This window comes from Stenotrophomonas sp. 22DLJC03 (assembly GCF_056861405.1).
Map to the genome: position 1 here is coordinate 22,075 of NZ_JBSPUG010000004.1, position 21,453 is coordinate 43,527.

The 21,453-nt window shown below is 67.7% G+C and carries 20 protein-coding genes; 13 read left to right on the forward strand and 7 right to left on the reverse strand.

The genetic code is table 11. The features are described from left to right. Window positions 1-61: 61 nt before the first annotated feature. The gene (locus AC13GA_RS15180) at window positions 62-901 is read right to left on the reverse strand and encodes an acid phosphatase (RefSeq protein ID WP_100442918.1); all 840 of its coding nucleotides are present in this window, start codon (window positions 899-901) and stop codon (window positions 62-64) included. Between the two features lie 260 nt (window positions 902-1,161). Between AC13GA_RS15180 and AC13GA_RS15185 the strand changes: the two genes are divergently transcribed. After that, window positions 1,162-2,040: a hypothetical protein gene (locus AC13GA_RS15185; RefSeq protein WP_046984687.1), complete on the forward strand. Its 879-nt coding sequence runs from the start codon at window positions 1,162-1,164 to the stop codon at window positions 2,038-2,040. Window positions 2,041-2,051: 11 nt separating this feature from the next. Continuing rightward, window positions 2,052-3,254, forward strand: a complete 1,203-nt coding sequence (locus AC13GA_RS15190; RefSeq protein ID WP_482998464.1) for a DUF4785 domain-containing protein — start codon at window positions 2,052-2,054, stop codon at window positions 3,252-3,254. Between the two features lie 141 nt (window positions 3,255-3,395). Here AC13GA_RS15190 and AC13GA_RS15195 read toward each other — a convergent pair whose 3' ends face one another. Continuing rightward, entirely contained in the window at window positions 3,396-4,181 is a 786-nt protein-coding gene (locus tag AC13GA_RS15195; RefSeq protein WP_046984689.1) for an ABC transporter ATP-binding protein, read from the reverse strand. A 187-nt stretch (window positions 4,182-4,368) separates the two neighbouring features. On the opposite strand from AC13GA_RS15195, the gene AC13GA_RS15200 reads away from it, so the two are divergent. From AC13GA_RS15200 to AC13GA_RS15215, 4 genes are all read left to right on the forward strand, one after another. Beyond that, window positions 4,369-5,571 (forward strand): DesA family fatty acid desaturase, encoded by a 1,203-nt coding sequence (locus AC13GA_RS15200; protein ID WP_482998465.1) that lies wholly within the window; start codon window positions 4,369-4,371, stop codon window positions 5,569-5,571. Beyond that, window positions 5,568-5,900 (forward strand): EF-hand domain-containing protein, encoded by a 333-nt coding sequence (locus AC13GA_RS15205; RefSeq protein WP_482998466.1) that lies wholly within the window; start codon window positions 5,568-5,570, stop codon window positions 5,898-5,900. The genes AC13GA_RS15200 and AC13GA_RS15205 overlap by 4 nt, the downstream gene beginning before the upstream one ends. A gap of 124 nt (window positions 5,901-6,024) precedes the next feature. Next, entirely contained in the window at window positions 6,025-6,837 is an 813-nt protein-coding gene (gene mutM, locus AC13GA_RS15210; RefSeq protein WP_482998467.1) for a bifunctional DNA-formamidopyrimidine glycosylase/DNA-(apurinic or apyrimidinic site) lyase, read from the forward strand. A gap of 105 nt (window positions 6,838-6,942) precedes the next feature. Next, complete coding sequence (locus tag AC13GA_RS15215) at window positions 6,943-8,547, forward strand: OpgD/OpgG family glucan biosynthesis protein (RefSeq protein ID WP_012509627.1); 1,605 nt, start codon at window positions 6,943-6,945, stop codon at window positions 8,545-8,547. Window positions 8,548-8,696: 149 nt separating this feature from the next. On the opposite strand, the gene AC13GA_RS15220 is transcribed toward AC13GA_RS15215, so the two are convergent. From AC13GA_RS15220 to AC13GA_RS15230, 3 genes are read right to left on the reverse strand one after another with little or no spacing between them, the layout of a single operon-like run. Beyond that, window positions 8,697-9,317 (reverse strand): thymidine kinase, encoded by a 621-nt coding sequence (locus tag AC13GA_RS15220; RefSeq protein ID WP_046984694.1) that lies wholly within the window; start codon window positions 9,315-9,317, stop codon window positions 8,697-8,699. Window positions 9,318-9,326: 9 nt separating this feature from the next. Beyond that, on the reverse strand, window positions 9,327-10,061 hold the full coding sequence (locus tag AC13GA_RS15225) for a hypothetical protein (protein ID WP_482998468.1): 735 nt from the start codon (window positions 10,059-10,061) through the stop codon (window positions 9,327-9,329). Beyond that, window positions 10,058-10,729 carry an SEL1-like repeat protein gene (locus tag AC13GA_RS15230; RefSeq protein ID WP_046984695.1) on the reverse strand — a complete coding sequence of 224 codons (672 nt, stop codon included), beginning with the start codon at window positions 10,727-10,729 and terminating at the stop codon, window positions 10,058-10,060. The genes AC13GA_RS15225 and AC13GA_RS15230 overlap by 4 nt, the downstream gene beginning before the upstream one ends. A gap of 99 nt (window positions 10,730-10,828) precedes the next feature. Between AC13GA_RS15230 and AC13GA_RS15235 the strand changes: the two genes are divergently transcribed. Together AC13GA_RS15235 and AC13GA_RS15240 are read left to right on the forward strand one after the other, a co-directional pair. After that, window positions 10,829-12,805 carry a UvrD-helicase domain-containing protein gene (locus AC13GA_RS15235; RefSeq protein ID WP_012509630.1) on the forward strand — a complete coding sequence of 659 codons (1,977 nt, stop codon included), beginning with the start codon at window positions 10,829-10,831 and terminating at the stop codon, window positions 12,803-12,805. Window positions 12,806-13,066: 261 nt separating this feature from the next. Then, a complete protein-coding gene (locus AC13GA_RS15240; RefSeq protein ID WP_253077931.1) occupies window positions 13,067-13,594 on the forward strand; it encodes a GNAT family N-acetyltransferase in 528 nt (175 codons plus the stop codon). A 114-nt stretch (window positions 13,595-13,708) separates the two neighbouring features. Here AC13GA_RS15240 and AC13GA_RS15245 read toward each other — a convergent pair whose 3' ends face one another. Further along, window positions 13,709-14,359: a YceH family protein gene (locus AC13GA_RS15245; RefSeq protein WP_046984700.1), complete on the reverse strand. Its 651-nt coding sequence runs from the start codon at window positions 14,357-14,359 to the stop codon at window positions 13,709-13,711. Window positions 14,360-14,461: 102 nt separating this feature from the next. Here AC13GA_RS15245 and AC13GA_RS15250 point away from each other — a divergent pair, with 102 nt between their 5' ends. From AC13GA_RS15250 to plsB, 4 genes are all read left to right on the forward strand, one after another. Further along, the gene (locus tag AC13GA_RS15250) at window positions 14,462-15,385 is read left to right on the forward strand and encodes a 5'-nucleotidase, lipoprotein e(P4) family (RefSeq protein WP_046984708.1); all 924 of its coding nucleotides are present in this window, start codon (window positions 14,462-14,464) and stop codon (window positions 15,383-15,385) included. Next, entirely contained in the window at window positions 15,382-16,107 is a 726-nt protein-coding gene (gene pyrF, locus AC13GA_RS15255; protein WP_046984701.1) for an orotidine-5'-phosphate decarboxylase, read from the forward strand. The genes AC13GA_RS15250 and pyrF overlap by 4 nt, the downstream gene beginning before the upstream one ends. 398 nt (window positions 16,108-16,505) lie before the next feature. Beyond that, window positions 16,506-17,459, forward strand: coding sequence for a hypothetical protein (locus AC13GA_RS15260; RefSeq protein ID WP_046984702.1), 954 nt, complete (start codon window positions 16,506-16,508; stop codon window positions 17,457-17,459). After that, entirely contained in the window at window positions 17,459-20,095 is a 2,637-nt protein-coding gene (plsB, locus tag AC13GA_RS15265; protein ID WP_482998469.1) for a glycerol-3-phosphate 1-O-acyltransferase PlsB, read from the forward strand. Before AC13GA_RS15260 ends, plsB begins: the two co-directional genes overlap by 1 nt. A gap of 158 nt (window positions 20,096-20,253) precedes the next feature. Here plsB and AC13GA_RS15270 read toward each other — a convergent pair whose 3' ends face one another. Further along, window positions 20,254-20,457 carry a YdcH family protein gene (locus AC13GA_RS15270; RefSeq protein WP_012509637.1) on the reverse strand — a complete coding sequence of 68 codons (204 nt, stop codon included), beginning with the start codon at window positions 20,455-20,457 and terminating at the stop codon, window positions 20,254-20,256. Window positions 20,458-20,547: 90 nt separating this feature from the next. Here AC13GA_RS15270 and ttcA point away from each other — a divergent pair, with 90 nt between their 5' ends. Next, a complete protein-coding gene (gene ttcA / locus AC13GA_RS15275; RefSeq protein WP_482998470.1) occupies window positions 20,548-21,444 on the forward strand; it encodes a tRNA 2-thiocytidine(32) synthetase TtcA in 897 nt (298 codons plus the stop codon). Window positions 21,445-21,453: the final 9 nt, after the last annotated feature.

The window sequence follows — 21,453 nt, forward strand, 5'->3', positions numbered from 1 at the left end:
CTTCTGCTGTATGGGGTCAGAGCCCTTTCCTGCGGAAAGGGATCCGACCCCGGATCGCCGCTTACAGCGCGCTCTGCGGGCGCACCTTCAGCACCGCATTCTCGGTAGCGCAGTCGCGGCTGGAGTGCAGGCCGGCCTTGCGCGCGGCAGCGATCTCCTTGCGTGCGGCCAGCAGATCCTTGTTGAACGCGGCGTTGTCGTGCAGGCGGGCCACGGCGGCGGCGCCCATGAAACGGCCTTCCAGGATGTCGCTCTGCCAGTGCACGTTGCACACCAGGCGGCTCTCGCCGTAGTTGCGGCCACGCGCCTGGATGGCATCGGCGCGGTCCGGTGCGATCTCCGACAGGATCAGTGCCCAGGCCCAGCCGATCGAGGTGTGGCCGGACGGGTAGGAGCCGTTCTTGCGCAGGCCTTCCTCGTCCTTCGGCGAGCAGGTCGGCTCACCGTTGACCATGAACGGGCGCGGGCGCTGGTAGTGGTTCTTGGCCGCCTTGGTGGCGGCGCTGGCGTCGATCCGGCTGCGCTCGAGCAGGCGGTACAGCGCCGGGGTCTTCACTGCATCGACGTCGATGTCAGCGGCGCAGGAGAAGTGGTTGGCGCCTTCGGGGAAGCCGAGTTCGGCATCGACGCCGGCCTGGGCGAAGCGCGGGCTGCCACGCAGCGCGCGGGCTTCACGGCTGACCTGTTCGTCCAGCGCGAGGGCGGCCGAACCGGCCACCGGCGGTGCCGGCACCAGGTCGAGGCTGGCCGGAACCGCACTCTTGTCCAGATAGCCCACCGCCTTGGTGGTGATGTTGGCTTCGACGGCGGTCGGCTTGGCGGCGGTGGCGGCACAACCAGCCAGGGCCACGGCAACGGCGAGGCCGAGCAGGGGGCGGGCGGGGTGGGAAATCAGCGACATGGACGGGCTCCGGAGGAAAAACATCGCGTCATGATCGCAGCCCGTATGCGACACCGCAGTGGCCATCGGTCATACGGCCAGACCCGGCATGGTCATCGCAGCAGTATGAAAAACGTCATCGAGTGTTGTCAGTCTCCTGAATCCGGGCGCAGCGCACGGACTTTCACGCGGCCGCGCCGTGAGCATCGGCACAACGGTGATCGAGACGCCGTCCAGTTCCAGCCGGGTCGGGGGGATCCGCTGACAGAGGGAGAGAAGCGATGCGCAGCACCGCAACAGGAAGTACCGTCCTGGCCCTGGTCCTGGGGCTGGCAACCGCCCAAGCGCAAGCCGCCGACGTGGTCGGCGTGGCCTTCGTGCATGGCACCGGCGCGCAGACCAATGCCACCCAGGACTACTGGCAGCCGGCGATCATCGACACCGTGCGCCAGGGCCTGCCGAACAGCAACAACTATGTGGTCATCAACTGCGACTTCACCCAGTACATGTGGAAGCCGGAAGCCGCCGGCTGCCTGGCCAACCAGCTGACCGGCTTCATCGACAGCCGCGGCATCACCCAGCTGGTGGTGATCACCCACTCCAATGGCGGCAACGTGATGCGCTGGATCCTGTCCAATCCGACCTACGACAGCCGCTATCCGAAGATCATCCGCACGGTGCGCAAGGTCAACGCGCTGGCGCCGTCTTCTGCCGGCACACCGCTGGCCGATGCGGTGCTCAACGGCAATACCTTCGAAACCTCGCTGGGCTGGTTGCTGGGTTACAAGAACGACGCGGTGCGCCAGCAACAGGTGGCAAGCATGGCCACCTACAACGCGCAGAACCTCTACGGCACCGCCGGTCGCCCTGCGCTGCCCAAGCCGTTCCGTGCGGTGGTCGGCAGCGACGTGGAGTCGGCCGTGTGGGACAGCAACAGTTACTGCGGTGGCTATGCCGCCAACGTCGGCCTGGAATTCACCCAGAACTGGTTGTCGTCCTGCTCCGATGGCTTCCTGGAGTGCAGCAGCCAGAAGGCTGCCGGCACCACCTGGTTCACCGACAAGGCGCGTACCCAGGGTGCAGAACCGCTCAGCCATAACCAGAGCCGCCGCGAGTGCTTCGGCCTCGGCACCCTTCTGCGCAACGACCTGACCCAGTGAGGGAAACGACCATGACGATCCATTCCACCTTGCTGGCCAGCGCCGTGCTGGCAGTGCTGTCCCTGTCCACAGCGCAGGCCGCACAGCCGCTGCAGGCCGTCCGCGCAGGCGATCAGGTGCCCGCCGCCCTGGTGGCCGCGCCGCTGCCCACCGATGAAAGCGAACACGCGCCGCTGGCCTTTGCCTGGGCCTTGGACCCGACGCAACCGCTGCAGCCGACCACGCCGTATGCCTCGGTCAGTCGCAGCTACTGGCAGCAGGTCGATGGCATGCAGTTGCAACGCGGCCTGGACCTGCCGCTGACGGCGCCGGATGCGGTGATCCAGTTGAGCCCGGCCGACGGTGCCCGCGCACTGCCGGCCAACTCCCTGCAGGTGCGCGACCCGGCCGGACGCAGCAGCGTGGCGCGCAGTGTCGATGCGCGCGCGCTGCAGGATGCCGGCATGCCGGTGAGCGATGGCAGCAGCATGCTGCGTACCGGCGCGACCAGTGCAGTCGGTGCGTATACGCTGCAGAGCACGCAGGCGCAGGGTCGCTATGTGGTGCAGGTACTGGAACCGAACAGCCCGCTGCGGCTGGAGGTGCAGGCCAACCAGGCGCAGGTGCTGGCCGGCGGCAGCGTGCAGCTGCAGGTACGCCTGCTGGAAGACGGTACCTCCGCCGCAGCGTTGGCGTCGCGTCGCGGCAGCCTGGGCGGTGAAGCGTTGCTGGTCGCACCGGATGGCCGCAGCTGGCCGCAACGGCTGCTGCGCACCACCGATGGTGCGCTGCGCGCGCAGGTAAGGATCCCGGCCGATGTCGGAACCGTTCAGGGGCTGTGGGAACTGCAGGTGTTCGCGCAGGCCGACGGTGTGCTGCGCGATGGCAAGGTCGCCTTCGCGGTGGCACGGCCGACTGCCCGCTTCAGTGGACAGGCCGCACCGGACCCGGACACCCGCCGGGTGGCACTGCCCCTGCTGGTGGCTGCGGCCGGTCGCTACGAAGCGCGCGGCACGCTGTACGCCACTGCCCGCGATGGCCAATTGAAGCCGGTTGCACAGGCGCACGTGGCGGCGTGGTTCGATGGCCCGGGCGCAGGCCAGCTGGTGCTGCCGTTCGACCAGGCTGCGTTGCCGGCTGGCTTCGGCGCACCGTACGAGCTGCGCGACCTGCAACTGCAGGACCAGAGCCGGATGGCACCGATTGAATCGCGCGCACTGGCGTTGCGGTTCTGAGGTTGCGTGCAGCGGGCCGGGTTCCGGCCCGCTGCAATGCTCCTTGTAGAGCCGAGCCATGCTCGGCTGCTTCTGCTCGCGGCGAACGGCAGTCGAGCGTGGCTCGACGCTACAGACGGCTGCGGAAAGCGATGCGTCTGTCTACCCCGCGTACGCGGTCAGCCGGCCTTCCTGCTCGACCACCGTGATCGCGCCGCCGAAGACCGCCGACAGCGGCTCGTTGCGCAGCAGCTCGGCGCGGGTGCCGTCGGCCAGTACGCGGCCGTCGCGCAGCAGCACCACCCGCTCGATCTCGGGAATGATCTCTTCGATGTGGTGGGTCACCAGCACCAGGGTGATGCCCTGCTGGGCCAGCACTCGCATGGTCGCCACCAGCTGCTCGCGGGCGACCAGGTCCAGGCCGGTGGAGGGCTCGTCCAGCAGCAGCGCCTGTGGCCGGTTGACCAGCGCCCGTGCGATCAGCACGCGGCGGGTTTCGCCGGCGGACAGCTCGGCATACGCGCGCCCGCGCAGGGACAGGGCGCCGGTCATCGCCAGTGTCTCGCCAACTCGTTCTTGCATGTCGGCGGTCACTTCGCGGAAGGCCGGCACCACGTAGCTGGCGAAGAAGCCGGACAGCACCGCCTGCTCCACCGTCAGCCCGGGCATGTCGGCCAGGTTGCTGCTGAGGTCGCCAGTGACGATGCCCAGCTGTGAGCGCAGCCGGTCGACCTGCCAGCGGTTCTGCCCCAGCACCTTCACCGCCACCGTGCCGTCGGCCTGCGCCAGCGGGTACAGCTCGCGGGTGATCAGCTTGATGAAGGTCGACTTGCCGCAGCCGTTGGGGCCGAGCAGGGCGGTGTGCTGGCCCTGCGCGATGCGCAGGCTGAGTCCGTGCAGCACCTTCACCTGGCCGCGCACCACGGTGGCGCGGTCCAGTTCGATCAACGGCGGCAGTTCCCCGGCGGACGGGGCAACGGTAACGGCGCAGGCGCGCGGATCAAGGCTCGACAACTCAGGTCCCCAACTGTGAACGGTGCCTCGGATGGCGATGCGAAGCACCGCCGCAGGGATGCAGTTTGCAACGCAAGCGCCCATGATGTCTGCCATCCCCGCGTCGATCCGGAGAGCCGTCATGCCTGATGTCCTGATGTCCCTGTTGACCGGTGGTGTGCTCGGCCTGGGCTGGTGGGCCATGCTGGTCGTGCTGCTGGTCTTCACCCAGATCACCATCTTCTCGGTGACCCTGTACCTGCATCGCAGCCAGGCGCACCGGGGCGTGGACTTCCATCCGGTGGTCGCGCACTTCTTCCGCTTCTGGACCTGGCTGACCACCTCGATGATCACCAAGGAGTGGGTGGCGATCCATCGCAAGCACCACGCCAAGGTGGAGACCGAGGACGACCCGCACAGCCCGGTCACCCGCGGCATCGGCAAGGTGTTCTGGCACGGCGTGGAGCTGTACCGGGAAGCGCGCGGCCAGCGCGCGGACATCGAGCAGTACGGCCGCGGCACTCCGGATGATGCGATCGAGCGCCGCCTGTATACCCCGCATGCCACGCTGGGGCCGGTGCTGCTGTTCGCGATCAATACCGTGTTGTTCGGCCTGCCCGGCGTGGCCCTGTGGGCGATCCAGATGGCGTGGATCCCGTTCTGGGCGGCCGGCGTGGTCAACGGCCTGGGCCACTGGTGGGGCTACCGCAACTACGAATCGGCCGATACCTCCACCAACCTTACGCCGTGGGGCGTCTGGATTGGTGGCGAGGAGCTGCACAACAATCACCATGCCTTCCCCAGCTCGGCGCGCTTCGCGATGCGGCGCTGGGAATTCGACATCGGCTGGGGCGCGATCCGCGTGCTGCAGGCGCTGCGCCTTGCCAAGGTGCTGCGGGTGGCGCCGGCCATGGACGTGCGCCCGAACATCGCCGTACCCGATGCCGAAACGCTGAAGGCGCTGCTGTCGCACCGCTTCCAGGCGATGACCGACTACCAGCGCAACGTGTTCATGCCGGCCCTGCGCGAGGAAGCCGCACTGGCCGGGGCCAAGCTGCGCCGCCTGCTGCCGCGCCGGCTGCGCCGTGGCCTGGTCAACGATGGCCGCTGGCTGAAGCCGGATGGTCGCGCCCAGCTCAGCGAATGGGTGTCGCAACGGCCGCGGATCCGCACCCTGGTTGAATACCGCGGGCGCCTGGCCGCATTGCTGGAAGCCCGCGGCCACGATGCGGCCGAGCGCCTGCACCAGCTGCAGGCCTGGTGCCGCGAGGCCGAGGAAAGTGGCATTGCCGCGCTCCAGGCCTACGCCGCGCGCTTGAAGGGCTACAGCCTGGTGGGCGCGTGAGGGCAGGGTACGGGGTTCTGCTTGCGGTGCTGCTGCCGGGCGTGGCGCTGGCCCAGGTCACCGACACCACCAGCTATCTCCAACGGATGGACAGCGATGGCGACGGCCAGGTGAGTGAATCCGAGTACGTGCAGTGGATGCTGTATGCCTTCGACCGCATGGACCGCAATGGCGATGGCGTGCTGAGCGCCGATGAGCTGCCAGGCGGCAAGGGCCGGGCGATCAGCCGCGAGCAGCAGCGGCAGGTGATCGTGCAGCGCTTCCACAAGCAGGATGCCAACGGTGATGGATTCCTGGATGCGCGAGAGCTGGCGGCACCGCCGCGTTGAGCACGCCTGGCAGCGCCGGGCCATGCCCGGCGAGCGCGCCGCGCGGACGGGACACCCCGCCGGGCATGGCCCGGCGCTACCGGTCGGTGACGGATAGCATGAGGGGCGGGCGTAGAATCGCCCCATGCCTGAACTGCCCGAAGTAGAAACCACCCGCCGCGGCCTGGCGCCGCACCTGCAGGGCCGCCGCGTGCACGGCGTGATCCTTCGCCGCGCCGACCTGCGCTGGCCGATTCCGCCGGAAGTAGCCGAGCTGCTGCCAGGGCAGCGCATCGAGGACATCCGTCGGCGCGCCAAGTACCTGCTGCTGGATACCGCCATCGGCAGCGCGGTGCTGCACCTGGGCATGTCCGGCAGCCTGCGCGTGCTGCCTGGCGATACCCCGCTGCGTACCCACGACCACGTCGACATCAGCCTGGACAACGGTCGCCTGCTGCGCTTCAACGACCCGCGCCGCTTCGGCAGCCTGCTCTGGCAACCCGCCGGCGAGGTCCACCCGCTGCTGCAGGGGCTGGGTCCGGAGCCGCTGGATGATGCCTTTGACGGCAGCTATCTGTTTGCCCGCAGCCGTGGACGCAGCGCGCCGGTGAAGACCTTCCTGATGGACCAGGCGGTGGTAGTGGGGGTGGGCAACATCTACGCCGCCGAGAGCCTGTTCAAGGCCGGCATCAGCCCGCTGCGCGAGGCCGGGAAGATCTCACGCGAGCGCTACCAACGGCTGGCCGACGCGGTGAAGGAGATCCTGGGCTACGCCATTACCCGTGGCGGCACTACGCTGCGCGATTTCATCAGTCCCGATGGTGCGCCGGGCTACTTCGAGCAGGAACTGCTGGTGTACGGCCGCGACGGCCTGCCCTGCCCGAACTGTGGCCGCACGCTGAAGCACGCCACCATTGGCCAGCGCGCCAGCGTCTGGTGCAGCCACTGCCAGCGCTGAGGCGCGCGGCCAGCGGCAGCTGAACGGGCAGGGCGCGTCTCCGCTGCCCGTTAACGTTTGTCTGCCTATGATGGCCGACCTTCCCTCTGTGCCCGACGCGCCTGCATGCAACGACGCGACTTCATCCGCAATGCCTCCCTCGCCCTGGCTGCATTCGGCCTGCCGTCCCTGCCCGCGTGTGCGGCCAGCAAGAGCGGCCAGATGGGCCTGCGCCGCCTCGGCCAGCCGCAGCCGTTCGACTTCGCCACCCTGAAGGGCCAGGCGCGCGCGCTGGCACAGGCGCCCTACAAGAGCCACAAGCGGGTGTTGCCGGGCCGCCTGGAAGGCCTGGACTGGGACCAGTACCAGTCGATCGGCTACCGCCAGGACCACGCACTGTGGGCCGACCAGCCGGGCAAGTTCCAGGCCAAGTTCTTCCATCTGGGCCTGTATTTCCATTCGCCGGTGCGCATGTTCGACGTGGTCGACGGCAAGGCGCAGGAACTGGCCTATGACGGCGCAGCGTTCAACTACGGCAAGAGCGGCATCAAGGACGGCGAGCTGCCGGCCGACCTTGGCTTCGCCGGTTTCCGGCTGAACACCCGCAAGGACACCGACCGCGATTTTGCCGCCTTCCTCGGCGCCAGCTACTTCCGTGCGGTCGGCAAGGAAGGCCAGTACGGCCAGTCCGCGCGCGGCCTTGCGATCGACACCGGTATGGGCAAGCCGGAGGAATTTCCGGACTTCATCGCCTATTACCTGGAACAGCCGTCGGCTGATTCGGAGACGATCGTGGTCTACGGCCTGCTGGATTCGCCCAGCGTGGCCGGCGCCTATCGCTTCGCGATCACCAATGGCGACGTGCTGCTGATGGATATCGACAGCGCGCTGTACCCGCGCAAGGCGATCGAGCGGCTGGGCATCGCGCCGTGCACCAGCATGTACCAGGTGGGCGAGAACGATCGCCGCATGGCATGGGACTGGCGCCCGGAGATCCACGACACCGACGGCCTGTCACTGTGGACCGGCGCCGGTGAGTGGATCTGGCGGCCGCTGTTGAACCCGCGCAACCTGCGCTTCAACATGTTCGTGGACCGCAACCCGCGTGGTTTCGGCCTGCTGCAGCGCGACCGCAACTTCGACCACTACCAGGACGACGGCGTGTTCTACGAGAAGCGCCCCTGCCTGTGGGTGGAGCCGAAGGGCGAATGGGGCGAAGGCTCGGTGCAGCTGGTGGAGATTCCCACCGTGGACGAGACCTTCGACAACATCGTGGCGTTCTGGAACCCGAAGGAAAAACCGCAGCCGGGCCAGGAACTGCTGGTCGGGTATCGCCTGTACTGGGGTGCCGAGCCGCCCGCACGGCCGCCGCTTGCGCACTGCGTGGCCAGCCGCACCGGCCTGGGTGGCGTGGTCGGCAAGAAGCGCGAGTACTTCAGCTGGCGCTTCGCGGTGGACTTCGAAGGCGGCGAACTGGCCCGGCTGATCGACAAGGGCGAGGTCGAGGCAGTGGTGGAAGCCAGCCGCGGCCGGGTCGAGATCGTGTCGGCGCGCCCGCTGCGCGAGATCAACGGTTACCGCGCGATGTTCGACCTGGTCCCGCCGGAAGGCAGCACCGAGCAGATCGACATCCGCCTGTTCCTGCGCAGTGGTGGCAAGACGCTGACCGAGACCTGGCTGTACCAGTACACCCCGCCGCCGGCGGGTGCGCCGGAGCGCACGCTGTACTAAGAGGGGTGGTGGGTTGCAGGGCTTGCAGCCCTGCACCTGCTTACAAGCCAGATCAACGTCAAAAGCGGGCATCCCACGGATAGCCCGCTTTTGCCGTTGCTCTGGCTCCGGCCTCGGCAGGTGCAGGGCGCAGCCCTGCCGAACACCCTTTACAGCGGCAGCGGCGCCTGCGCCGGATCGATCCGGCCTTCGCCGCGTGTGATCTTCTTGAACTCCGCGCGGCTGACCGACACGTAGCGGTCGTTGCCGCCGATCTCCACCTGCGGGCCGTCCTGCACGGCGTGGCCATGCTCGTCCACGCGCACCGTCATCGTCGCCTTCTTGCCGCTGTGGCAGATGGTCTTGATCTCCTGCATTTCGTCGGCCCAGGCCAGCAGGTACTGGCTGCCTTCGAACAGCTCGCCCCGGAAGTCGGTGCGCAGGCCGTAGCACAGCACCGGAATGCGCAGCTGGTCGACGACCTCGCTGAGCTGCCAGACCTGGGCGCGGCTGAGGAACTGCGCTTCGTCCACCAGCACGCAGCCCATCGGCCCGTTCGTCGCCAGGTCCTGCTCGACCCAGCGCTGCAGGTCGGTGTCACGGTCGAAGGCCATGCCGTCCGCACGCAGGCCGATGCGCGAGGCGACCACGCCGGCGCCGGCACGATCGTCCAGGCGCGGGGTCAGGATCGCCACCCGCATGCCGCGCTCGCGGTAGTTGTGTGCGCTCTGCAGCAGGGTGGTGGTCTTGCCGGCGTTCATCGCCGAATAGTAGAAATAGAGCTTGGCCATCGGCCAATTCTAGTCGCCACCCGGCTCCTCGTCGCGCACCTGCCGCAGGGTGCCGATCTCGACGCTGGGTGTCGGCGGAGCGTTCTGCCAGATCTGGTCCTGCAGGCACCAGTAGCTGTCCGGTTCCCAGAAGGCGTCACGGTAGTAATCATCGCCGGTAATCATCCGGTTGGCTTCCGGGCCTTCGCCCAGCTCCATGCGCAGACCGGGGTTGACGAAGCCGGTACGGCTGCCGGTCATGCTGTTGCGCGCGACCCGCAGAACGGTCTCCATGCGTGGCTTGGCCACGGTATCGCCGTACTGCGCGTACAACGCCGGGCCTTCGGCAAGCACCCGCTGGCGCTGTGCAGGATCCAACCGTTGCCAGTACCGCTCGCGCTCGACCAGCAGGTCGCGGTAGCCGCGTTCGGAGGCCAGGTCCATCCAGATGTAGGCCAGTACCAGGTCGGTCTCGGTGCCGACACCTTCCTGGTACATGCGCGCGACCATCGATTGCGAGAACTTGTCGGCGTACAGGCTCGCGCGCTGGAAGCGCATCAAGGCCTGTGCCGGCTTGCCGCGCCGCCAGGACAGCTGGCCCAGGTCGCGCCAGTAGAGGTCAGGGTGGGCCTGCAGGAAGCCTTCGGTCAGCAGGGCCGACGGGATCGACGCCGTAGGGTCGGGAGCGCAGGGGCTGGCGGTGGCGCAGAAGGGCGCCAGCAGCATCAGCGCGACGGCGCCGATTGCACGTGGGATGAGGGTCATCGTCCGGACCGGGCCAGCTCCTCGTCCTGCCACTGCCGGTAGGCCACTGGATCCCAGTAGCGCGCCAGTTGATGCTTCTCCGGCTGCAGCACGCGTGCCCCGGCATCGCCGCGGCCCTGGCTGCGCATGGCACCGCTCCAGCCGGCGCGGCTGCCGGTTTGTTGCATGCTGCCGGCCCGCAGTTCGCGCTCCAGCCTCGGGCTGGCTGCCGGGTCGCCGAACTCGGTGTACAGCGTGCGACCCTCGCGCACGGCGCGCTCGCGTTCCTCGGGCGTCAACGCCTGCCAGTAGCGCTCGCGCTGCACCACCAGCCATTCGGTGCCGCGCTCGGCGGCCAGGTCCATCCAGGCATAGCCCAGCGCGCGGTCGGCGGGACCCCCCTGGCCGTTCCACAGCATGTCCGCCAGCGCCGCCTGGGAGAGCTTGTCGCCATAGCGCGCGGCATTGCGGAACTGGGTGCGGGCTTCTTCGTCGCGGCCGCGTTCACGGGCATCCATGCCGAGCCCGCGGAAGCGCAGGTCCGGGTGGTAGGTCAGGAATTCGTGCGACTGCAGCACGATCGCTTCATAGGCATCGGCGCGCGGCGCCTGCGCCGACCCGAGGGAGGGTACCGCCAGCAGGCCCAGCAGGGCGGCCGCGAACGGTCGGATGATGACAATCGATGACATGGACCACGCTCCTGTGTTCCGAAGCCGATTCAATACCTTACGGCGCGCTGCGGTGCAAGTCAGGTCGGCCCGTCGCCGCCCCGCTACAATCCCCATCCAATGCACGGTCTCAATCCCCCCCAAGCCGCCGCCGTCCTGCACATCGAAGGTCCGTTGCTGGTGCTCGCCGGCGCGGGCAGCGGCAAGACGCGCGTGATCGTGGAAAAGATCGCCCACCTGATCGGCTGCGGCCGTTATCCCGCCCGGCGCATCGCGGCGATCACCTTCACCAACAAGTCGGCCAAGGAAATGCGCGAGCGCGTGGCCAAGCGACTGCGCGAGCAGGACGCCGACGAGGTGACCATCTGCACCTTCCACGCACTGGGGTTGAAGTTCCTGCAGATCGAGCACGCGGCGGTGGGCCTCAAGCGCGGCTTCTCGATCTTCGATGCCGACGATGCCGCCGCGCAGATCAAGGACCTGATGTACGGGGCCAAGCCCGATGACATCGAGGACATGAAGAACCTGGTGTCGCGCGCGAAGAATGCCGGCCTGTCGCCCGAACAGGCGATGGCGGCCGCTCGCAGCAACCGCGAGAAGGAAGCGGCCAGCGTCTACGAGCGCTACCAGCTGCGCCTGACTGCATTCAATGCGGTCGACTTCGACGACCTGATCCGTCTGCCGGTACAGGTGCTGGAAGAGAACCCGGACATCGCCGTGGCCTGGCGCGAGCGTATCGGTTACCTGCTGGTGGACGAATGCCAGGACACCAACGATGCGCAGTACCGACTGCTCAAGCAGCTGGCCGGCGACAAGGGCAATTTCACCTGCGTGGGTGATGACGACCAGTCGATCTACGCCTGGCGCGGTGCCAACCCGGAAAACCTGCAGCAGATGGGGCGCGATTACCCTGCGCTGGAAATCATCAAGCTGGAACAGAACTACCGCTGTTCCAACCGCGTGCTGCGCGCGGCCAACGCGCTGATCGCCAACAACCCGCATGAGCACCTGAAGAAGCTGTGGAGCGACCAGGCTGATGGCGAGCGCATCCGCGTATGGGAATGCCGCAACAGCGAACACGAAGCGGAAAAGGTTGCCGCCGAGATCGCCTTCGTGGCGCAGTCGCGCAAGGTGCCGTGGAGCGATTTCTGCATCCTGTTCCGCGGCAACTTCCAGTCGCGCCCGCTGGAGAAGGCCATGCAGCTGCTGCGCATTCCGTACCACCTGACCGGTGGCACCATGTTCCTGGAACGCCAGGAAGTGAAGGACACGCTGGCCTGGCTGCGGTTGCTGGTGAACCCGGACGACGACACCGCGTTCATGCGTGCGGTGCAGTCGCCCAAGCGCGATGTGGGCGCTGGCACGCTGGCCAAGCTGGCCGAATTGGCGCAGGAAAAGGACATGCCGATGGCCCAGGCCGCAGAAGCGATCGGTGCCCTGCAGCAGCTGCCGCCGCGCGCGGCCAACAGCCTGGCGCGCTTCACCGACATCCTGCGTGACCTGCGTGCGCAGACCCGCCAGATCAGCTCCGGCGACATGATCCGCAAGGTGGCCAAGGAGTCGGGCCTGCTCAGCGAGCTGCGCCAGCAGGCCAAGGAAGAGGCCAGCTACCAGCGCCGTGCCAACAACATCGAGGAACTGGCGCAGTGGTTCGAGGGCGGCCCGCGCGGTGCCACTGCCGCCGACCTTGCCGGCCAGCTGGCACTGCTGTCGCGCAGTGACAAGGACGAGGGCGGCAACCAGGTGCGGATGATGACCATGCACGCCTCCAAGGGCCTGGAGTTCCCGTATGTGTTCATCGTCGGTTGCGAGGACGGCGTGCTGCCGCACCAGGTGAGCCTGGACGAGGGCAACCTGCAGGAAGAACGTCGCTTGCTGTACGTGGGCATCACCCGCGCCAAGATCCAGTTGTGGATGAGCTACAGCAAGTTGACCCGCAAGTTCGGCGAGCACGTGCGGCTTAAGCCGAGCCGGTTCTTCGAGGAAATTCCGGCCGAGGAGATCCAGCGTGATGGCGCTGACCCGGTGGCGGATGCGGCGCGCAAGAAGGAGCGGGCGAGTGCCGGGTTGGCGGCGATCGAGGCGCTGTTCGACTAAGGCGCTCCAACGGCGCCGCCCCTCCGTGGTGGAGCGCGCGTTGGCTACGCGGTGTGGCTGGTCGGGGTGGGTTCGCGGGGGACGCCGTGAACCCGTCCCTGGGGGCTTAGCCGCGCCATCCATGGCGCGGATACCCCCGCGAACCCACCCCGCCCGGCCTCTGACAGATTCCGGGCGCGTCCTGCCACGGCAATGCAAAGAAAATCAAAAGCAACAGCCGCGCGTTGAGGCAGAATCGGGGTTTCTGCTGGAGGTCTGCGCGTGCATCCCATTGAAAGCGAACGCCTGCGCCTGCGGGCCATTGAACCCGACCGCGATGCGGCGCCGATGCTGGCGCTGCTCAACGATCCGGGCTTCGTGCGCTTCATCGGTGACCGCAACGTGCGCAGCGAGGAGCAGGCGCGTGAGTACATCGCACTGCGGGTGCTGCACAGCTACGCGTTGAATGGGTTCGGCATGTATGCGATCGAGCGCTTGGCCGATGGCGCGTGGCTGGGCAATGCCGGGCTGGTGCGGCGTGATGGCCTGCCGGGGCCGGATATTGGTTATGCGGTACTGTCCGAATTCGCCGGGCAGGGCTATGCCGGTGAGGCGGCACGGGCGGTGTTCGCGCATGCGCGCGCTGAGTTGGACCTGCAGGATCTGTACGGCATCACCGACCTGGACAACGTGGTTTCCGGGAAGATCCTGCTGGGGCTGGGCATGCAGGAGCGCGGTGTGGTCCAGTTGCCGGGTGTCGACTCGCCCAGTCGGTTGTATGCCACGCCGGGTGCGGCGCTGGTCGGGTAGTGCCGGCCGCTGGCCGGCAACCCGGTGGATCATGGATGCCGGCCAGCGGCCGGCACTACCTGATGCGCACGGGGTCGGAGCCCGCCTCGCGGGATCCGATCCCGATGGACTGTTTCAGCCGCGCAGTTCGGCCAGCTGCGCCTGCAGTTCGGCCACCGCCGCTTCCAGCTGGGCCACGCGCTCGGCCAGGCCGGGATCGGCTGCTTCGCTGCCACCGCCGCTGCTGGCGTACTTCGCCGCCAATGCAGCGCCATCCACCTCACCGCACAGCAGGTGCATGTAGCGGTCCTCACGCTGGCCGCTGGCGCGCGGCAGCACCACCAGCAGGGCGCGCTGCTGCAGGCGCTCGATGGCGTGGCGGGCTTCGTCGGCGTCGGCGAAGCGGTGCAGGCGTTCGCTGCGCGTGACCAGCTCGCCCAGGGTCTGCGGCCCGCGCAGCAGCAGCTGCGCCAGCAGCACGGTCTGCTGCCGGGTCAGGTCCAGCGCGGCCTGCAGGCGGTGTTCGTAGCGATCGGCGCGCGAGGAGAAGTGCTGGCGGGCCAGGCCCAGCGTCTCCAGCTGGCGCAGCGCATGCTGCACGCTACCGGCATCGACGTTCATCACCGGCTCGCGGGCGGTCTTCTGGTTGGCGGCCGACTGCGCGGCATTGACCGTCAGCGGATAGGTGTCCGGGGTGGTCGCTTCCTTCTCCACCAGGCAGCCCAGCAGGCGGGCCTGCACGGCGTCGAGCAGGGGAACGTCGGGGGTCGGGGTGGAATCGGTCATGGCGGCCTTCGCAGGGACAACGGGTCAACCATCAAGCATAGCCGTCCCGGGGCCGCCTTTGCCGGTAAAATGGGCCGGTATATCTGATTGCCGGTGATCTTCATGCGTCGTCCCGTTTCCCTGTCCCTGACCCTGCTCGCCACCGCGGCGCTGGGCTTGTCCGCCTGCAAGCGCGTGGACGCGCCTGCCGCCGACGCCGCTGCGCCGGAGGCTCCGGCCGCCGCTGCCAAGGCTGAAGGCACGCCCGATCTGACCGCCAACGACAACCTCAACGCGGTGCTGTGGATGCAGCGCGCGCAGGAGTACAAGGCGATCACCGAGCAGACCTACCGTGCTGCCGCCGACCACCTCGATGTGGCGCTGAAGGAAGCCCATTGGGACGCGCTGGTGCCGGAAGAACGCGGCAACGAGGCCAAGGGCCTTAAGCCGGCGGTGGTGCTGGACGTGGACGAGACCGTGCTGGACAACTCGCCCTACCAGGCGCGCCTGGTCCGCGACGGCAAGGAATACGATGAAATGACCTGGGACCAGTGGGTGGCCGAAAAGAAGGCCAAGGCGATCCCGGGCGTGGTCGATTTCGCCAAGGCCGCCAACGCCAAGGGCGTGACCCTGCTGTACATCTCCAACCGCGCCGTGCACCTGAAGGACGCGACCCTGGCCAACCTGCGCGAGCAGGGCCTGCCGGTGGCCGACGACAGCGTGTTCCTCGGCCTGGGCACCGTGGTTGAAGGCTGCGAGCAGGCCGGCAGCGAGAAGAACTGCCGCCGCCGCCTGGCCGGGCAGAAGTACCGCGTGCTGATGCAGTTCGGCGACCAGCTGGGTGACTTCGTCGAAGTGACCGCCAACACCAACGACGGCCGCGACGCGCTGCTGCAGCAGTACCACGACTGGTTCGGCGAGCGCTGGTGGATGCTGCCGAACCCGACCTACGGCGGCTTCGAACCGGCGCAGTTCAACAATGACTACAGCCAGTCGCGCCAGGCCCGCCACGACGCAAAGCGCGCTGCCCTGGACTATGCACCGTGAGCCGCGCGCCGCTGCCGCTGCGCGATGAAGAGCGCCTGATCTTCGCGCTGGACGTGCCTGACCGCGTGCAGGCGCTGGACTGGGTCGAGCGCCTCGGCGACAGCGTGGCGTTCTACAAGATCGGCATGGAACTGCTGGCCTCCGGCGAGTACTTCCAGGTGCTGGACGAGCTGGCTCGCCGTAACAAGCGCGTGTTCGTCGACCTGAAGTTCTTCGACATCCCGGCCACTGCCGCTGCGGTGATCAAGCGCCTGTCGCAGTGGCCGGTCAGCTACGCCACCATCCATGGCTGGCACCCGGCGATGATGGAAGCCTGCGCGGCCGCCAACAGCAGCGACATGCGCCTGCTGGCGGTGACCGTGCTGACCTCGATGGGGCGCCCGGACCTGGCGCAGATGGGTATCGACCGCGAGCCGGTGGACGTCGTTGTCGAACGCGCGCTGGCCGCCCAGACCGCCGGTATTGATGGCGTAATCGCCTCGGGTCAGGAGGCTGGCCCGATCCGCGCCGCCACCGGCGCCGGGTTCTCGATCGTCTGCCCGGGCATCCGCCCCGGTGGCCCGGTCGGCGATGACCAGAAGCGCACGGTCGGCGTGGCCCAGGCCTTCGCCGATGGCGCCGACGCCATCGTGGTCGGCCGCCCGATCCGTCTGGCCGCCGATCCGCAGGCCGCAGCGCGGGCGATCCAGCAGGAAATCGCGTCGGCACTGGCAGCGCGCTGAGGCTGTCGCCGATCTTGCTCCACGCAGGTGTTGTGCCCGAATCGGCAGGAATCGCGCCGGAGAAGTCCTCCGGTCTCGCCTATGGCTCTAGATTTTTAAATAAATCAACAAGTTGAATGGCATTACATCATGTGTTGCCTTAACTTGCGGGGCAGCGTAGGATCGCCGCCATCCGGTCCTCGGACCGGACATGTGCCACAACACTGTCCACCGGCCTCGCGCCGGCTTGAAGAGCCTGTGATCCTCGTGATCCGGGCTCTTTTTTTTCGCGCGGGGTCAGAGCCTCCTGCCGCTGGCAGCGGGATCTGACCCCTCTGCTGACGGAACCGTGACCGGGCGGCTTGCCGCTGTCACGTCGCAGGCCGCAAGATGCGGACCGGTCCGGGGAGTCCGATTGCATGAGCGTGGCGGTGCGAGGAAGGTCTGCGCGTGGATGGGGGCTGGCAGCCATGCTGCTGCTGGCCGTGGCCGCGTGCCGCGAATCGGCCGACGATCCGGCCAAGCCCGCGGCCGAACCCGTGGCGGCGGTACAGGCGATGGCCCTGCGCCTGGCCGAGGACGATCTGATCGGCTACGCGAAGCTGTCGGTTCCACCCAGCCAGTACCAGCGCCTGCAGCAGGCCTGGGCCGACGGCCACAGCCAATGGCCGCTGACCGAGCTGCCGTTGGGCGACCAGCTGCTGCCGATGCTGGCCGCACTGCGCAAGCCCAACGCCAGTACCGAACTGCAGCGCAGCTTCGACCGCCAGCTGGCAGGCCAGGCCAGCGCCGTACGCCAGGCGGCGCAGTCGATGGGCAATTTCGGCGTGCAGTACCTGCGCCACCAGAAGGGCTACACGCCTGGCCAGCAGGCCCATTACGTCGCCCTGGTGCAAACCCTCGCCGAGTGGGCGCAGGGAGCACCCATCAGCGACCGCGCCCGTGCGCGCAACACCATCGCCGCGCTGGTCGGTGCGGCGGGCAAGGTCGGTTTCGACGATGAGGCCGGCCTGCAGGCCGCGGGCATGGAAGGCAGCCTGCAGCAGCTGGCACCGTTCATCCACACGCTCAAGGCCGTGCTTGGCAGTTACGGGCTGGGTGTGGACGAAGCGCTGCGCAGTGTGCGTGGCGAACTGCTGTCGGTGGAGGGCGACAACGCGCTGGTGCGCCTGCGCTACGACCTGGCCGGCCGCGAGATGACCCTGCAGCTGCCGCTGAGCCGGCGCGAGGGCCACTGGTACCTGACCCGCACCCTGGCCGATACCGATGCCCTGCTGCGCCAGGCCGATGCTGCCCGGGCAGCGGCGGCTCCAACGCCTGCCGACGCCCCCATCGAGGGTGGGGAAGCGGCAACGCCGCCGCCTAAGCCATAATGGCGCCGATGTCGAAACAGAACCCGCTGCCGTTCCCCGGCGAAGAATCCCAGTCGACGCCCGCCGATACGGCGCCGGCGTCCCCCTCGACCGGTACCGGCCCGAATCCGGTACCGCCGTCGGCGCATGCGCGTCCGGTCGGCCGCCGCCCGCTGTGGGCGCGCCTGCTCGGCCGCCTGGTCGAGCCATGGCTGTCGCTGAAGATCGAGCCGGAAGACCCGGGCCAGTACAACGATGGCCGCCCGGTGATGTACGTGCTGGAAGACTACGGCCTGTCCAATGCGCTGATCCTGGACAAGGCCTGCCGCCAGGCCGGACTGCCGTCGCCACTGGTGCCGCTGGCCGGTGACCCGACCGGGCGCAAGCGCGCCTACCTGGCGCTGTCGCGGCGCAGTTCCAGCAATTCGCTGATCCCCGAGCAGCGCGGCGCCAAGACCCACTCCGATTCGCTGGCCAAGGTCCTGCAGGCACATCGCGTGCGCGATGACCTGGACGTGCACCTGGTGCCGGTGTCGATCTTCGTCGGCCGCGCGCCGGACAAGCAGAGCGGCTGGTTCGCCGTGCTGTTCTCGGAAAACTGGGCGCTGGTGGGCCGCTTCCGCCGACTGCTGGCGGTGCTGCTCAACGGCCGCAGCACCATCGTCCGCTTCGCCCCGCCGATCTCGCTGCGCAGCACCGTGGACGAAGGCCTGGAGCCGGAGCGTACGGTGCGCAAGCTGCAGCGCGTGCTGCGTACCCATTTCCGCCGCATCCGTGAATCGGTGATCGGCCCCGACCTGTCTACCCGGCGCCTGCTGGTGGATCAGGTGCTTGCCGCCGAACCGGTGCGCGAAGCGATTGCTGCGCAGGCCAAGCGCGACAATTCGAAGCCGGCCGATGCCTGGAAGAAGGCGCATGCCTATGCCTGGGAAATCGCCGCGGACTATTCCAGCCCGGTAGTGCGCTCGGCCAGCTTCATGCTCAGCCATGTGTGGAACCGCATCTATGCGGGCGTGCTGGTGCACCACCTGGACAAGTTCAAGGCCGCCGCGCCGGGCCACGAAGTGGTCTACGTGCCCAGCCACCGCAGCCACATGGACTACCTGCTGCTGTCCTACCTGTTGTACGACCGTGGCATCGTGCCGCCGCACATCTTCGCGGGTATCAATCTGAACCTGCCGGTGGTCGGCACCCTGCTGCGCAAGGGCGGTGCGTTCTTCGCGCGCCGTAGTTTCCGTGGCAATCCGCTGTATTCGGCAGTGTTCTCCGAATACATGGCGCAGCTGGTGTCAGGCGGATATTCCATCGAGTACTTCGTCGAAGGTGGCCGCTCGCGTACCGGCCGACTGCTGCAGCCCAAGGGAGGTGTCATCTCGATGACCCTGCGGGCCTATCTGCGCCAGCCGCGCAAGCCGGTGCTGTTCCAGCCCATCTACATCGGCTACGAGAAGCTGATGGAAGGCAACAGCTATCTGGACGAGCTGTCCGGCCGGCCGAAAGAAAAGGAATCGATCTGGTCGCTGCTGTGGGGCATCCCCAAGGTGCTCAAGCAGAACTACGGCCAGGTGGTGGTGAACTTCGGCGAGCCGATCGAGCTGACAAGTGTTCTTGCAGCCAATGCTCCCGAATGGGATGGCCGGGCTGTGCCGGAGGATGAGAAGCCGGCCTGGCTGATGAAGACCGTCGATACTCTCGCGCAGAGCATCAACGTGCGCGTCAATGCCGCCGCCGACGTCAACCCGATCAACCTGCTTGCGCTGGCCCTGCTGTCCACGCCGAAGCACGCGATGGGCGAGGCCGACCTGATCGCGCAGATCGAGCTGTGCAAGACCCTGCTGGTCGAGATGCCGTATTCGGACCGGGTGACGGTGACCCCGCACTCGCCCGAGCGGATCATCGCCCACGCCGAGGAAATCAACGTCCTCACCCGCATCAAGCACCCGCTGGGCGACGTGCTCAGCGTCAGCGGCGACACCGCGGTGCTGCTCAGCTACTTCCGCAACAACGTGGTGCACCTGTTCACCGCCTCGTCGTGGGTGGCCTGCTGCTTCCAGAACAACCGCCGCATGAGCCGCACCGGCCTGGTCCAGCTGGGCCGCACGGTGTACCCGTTCCTGCAGGCCGAACTGTTCCTGCCGTGGACCGAGGACGAGTTCGCCCAGCGCATCGACCAGACCATCGACGTGTTCGTGCGCGAAGGGTTGCTGCAGAACGTCAACGAGGACGACGGCGGCATCCTTGCCCGCAACACCGGGCAGACCGATGAAGTGTTCCGCCTGCGGGCCATCGGCCACTCGCTGCAGCAGGCCTTCGAGCGCTATTACATCGCCATCTCGGTGCTGGTGAAGAACGGCCCGGGCGTGCTCGGCGCGGCCGAGCTGGAAAGCCTGTGCCAGCAGGCCGCGCAGCGGCTGAGCCTGCTCTATGCACCGGCGGCACCGGAGTTCTTCGACAAGTCCCTGTTCCGTGGTTTCATCCAGAAGCTGCGCGAGCTGCGCCTGGTGTGGCCGGACGAGAACAGCAAGCTGCTGTTCGACGAACGCCTGGATGCCTGGGCCAAGGATGCCAAGTTCATCCTCGGCCGCGAATTGCGCCACACCATCGAACGGGTCAGCCCGGAAGCGGCACGCCCGGACGAGCCTGCGCCGCAGGATTGAGGCTGGCGCTGGGACATGCGGTGGGTGTGGACCTTGGTCCACACACCTTCCAGCCGTGCCAACCAAGGTTGGCACCTACCAGAGCAGGAGGCCAACCAAGGTTGGCAGCTACCGCAAGCAAAGGTACCAACCAGGATTGGCACCCATCAGGGCCGTCTTTAGGCCGGTTCGTCGGGAATCTGCAGGCTTTCCAGCTTGGCGATGCAGTCCTTCAGCTGCAGCTTCCGCCGCTTCAGGCGCTTGGATTCCAGCTCGTCCTCGCCGTTGGCGGCCATGCGGGTGATCTGTTCATCCAGCAAGCGGTGCTCGGCGCGCAGGGCGGCGAGGTGTTCGACGATCTCGGCGGGGCTGTAGGTGTCCACAGCCTCCGAGCATACACAGCGATGATGACTGCCGGGAGAGGGGAATCCCGACACGGGGTCCAGGCTGCCGCAAGCCGTTAGAATGGGCCGATGACCGCCGTGATTTCCCTTCCCGATCCCCCGCAGCGCGCTTCGCGCGATCCGCGCGTGGCCGGGCCCGGGGCGGACAAGCTGGGCAAGCGCCTGCGCCGCGAGGTCGGCCAGGCCATCGCCGACTTCGGCATGATCGAAGCGGGCGACAAGGTCATGGTCTGCCTGTCCGGCGGCAAGGACAGCTACACCCTGCTGGACATGCTGCTGCAGCTGCAGAAAAAGGCGCCGGTGCCGTTCGAACTGGTCGCGGTGAACCTGGACCAGAAACAGCCCGGCTTCCCCGAGCATGTCCTGCCGGAGTACCTGGCCGCGCTGGGCGTGCCGTACCAGATCATCGAGCAGGACACCTACTCGGTCGTCAGCCGGGTCATCCCGGAAGGCCGGACGATGTGTTCGCTGTGCTCGCGCCTGCGCCGCGGTGCGCTGTACAACCACGCCAAGGCACATGGCTTCACCCGGATCGCGCTGGGCCATCATTGCGACGACATGGTGGCTACGTTGTTCATGAACCTGTTCCACCATGCCAAGCTGGCGGCCATGCCACCGAAGCTGCTCAGCGACGATGGCCAGCACGTGGTGATCCGCCCGTTGGCGTACGTGCGCGAGCGCGACATCGCCGAGTATGCGCAGGCCCGCCGTTTCCCGATCATTCCCTGCACCCTGTGTGGCAGCCAGGAAAACCTGCAGCGTCGGCAGGTCGGCCTGATGCTCAAGCAGTGGGACCAGGACCATCCGGGCCGCATCGAACAGATCGCACGCGCCATGGCCGATGTGCGGCCAGCGCAACTGGCCGATGCCACCCTGTTCGATTTCAGGGCCCTGGGCCACAGCGGGCGTGCGGCGCATGCCGATGCCTGGCTGGCCGACGCAGTCCCCGAGACGCCTGCCGTTTAAGGTCAGGCG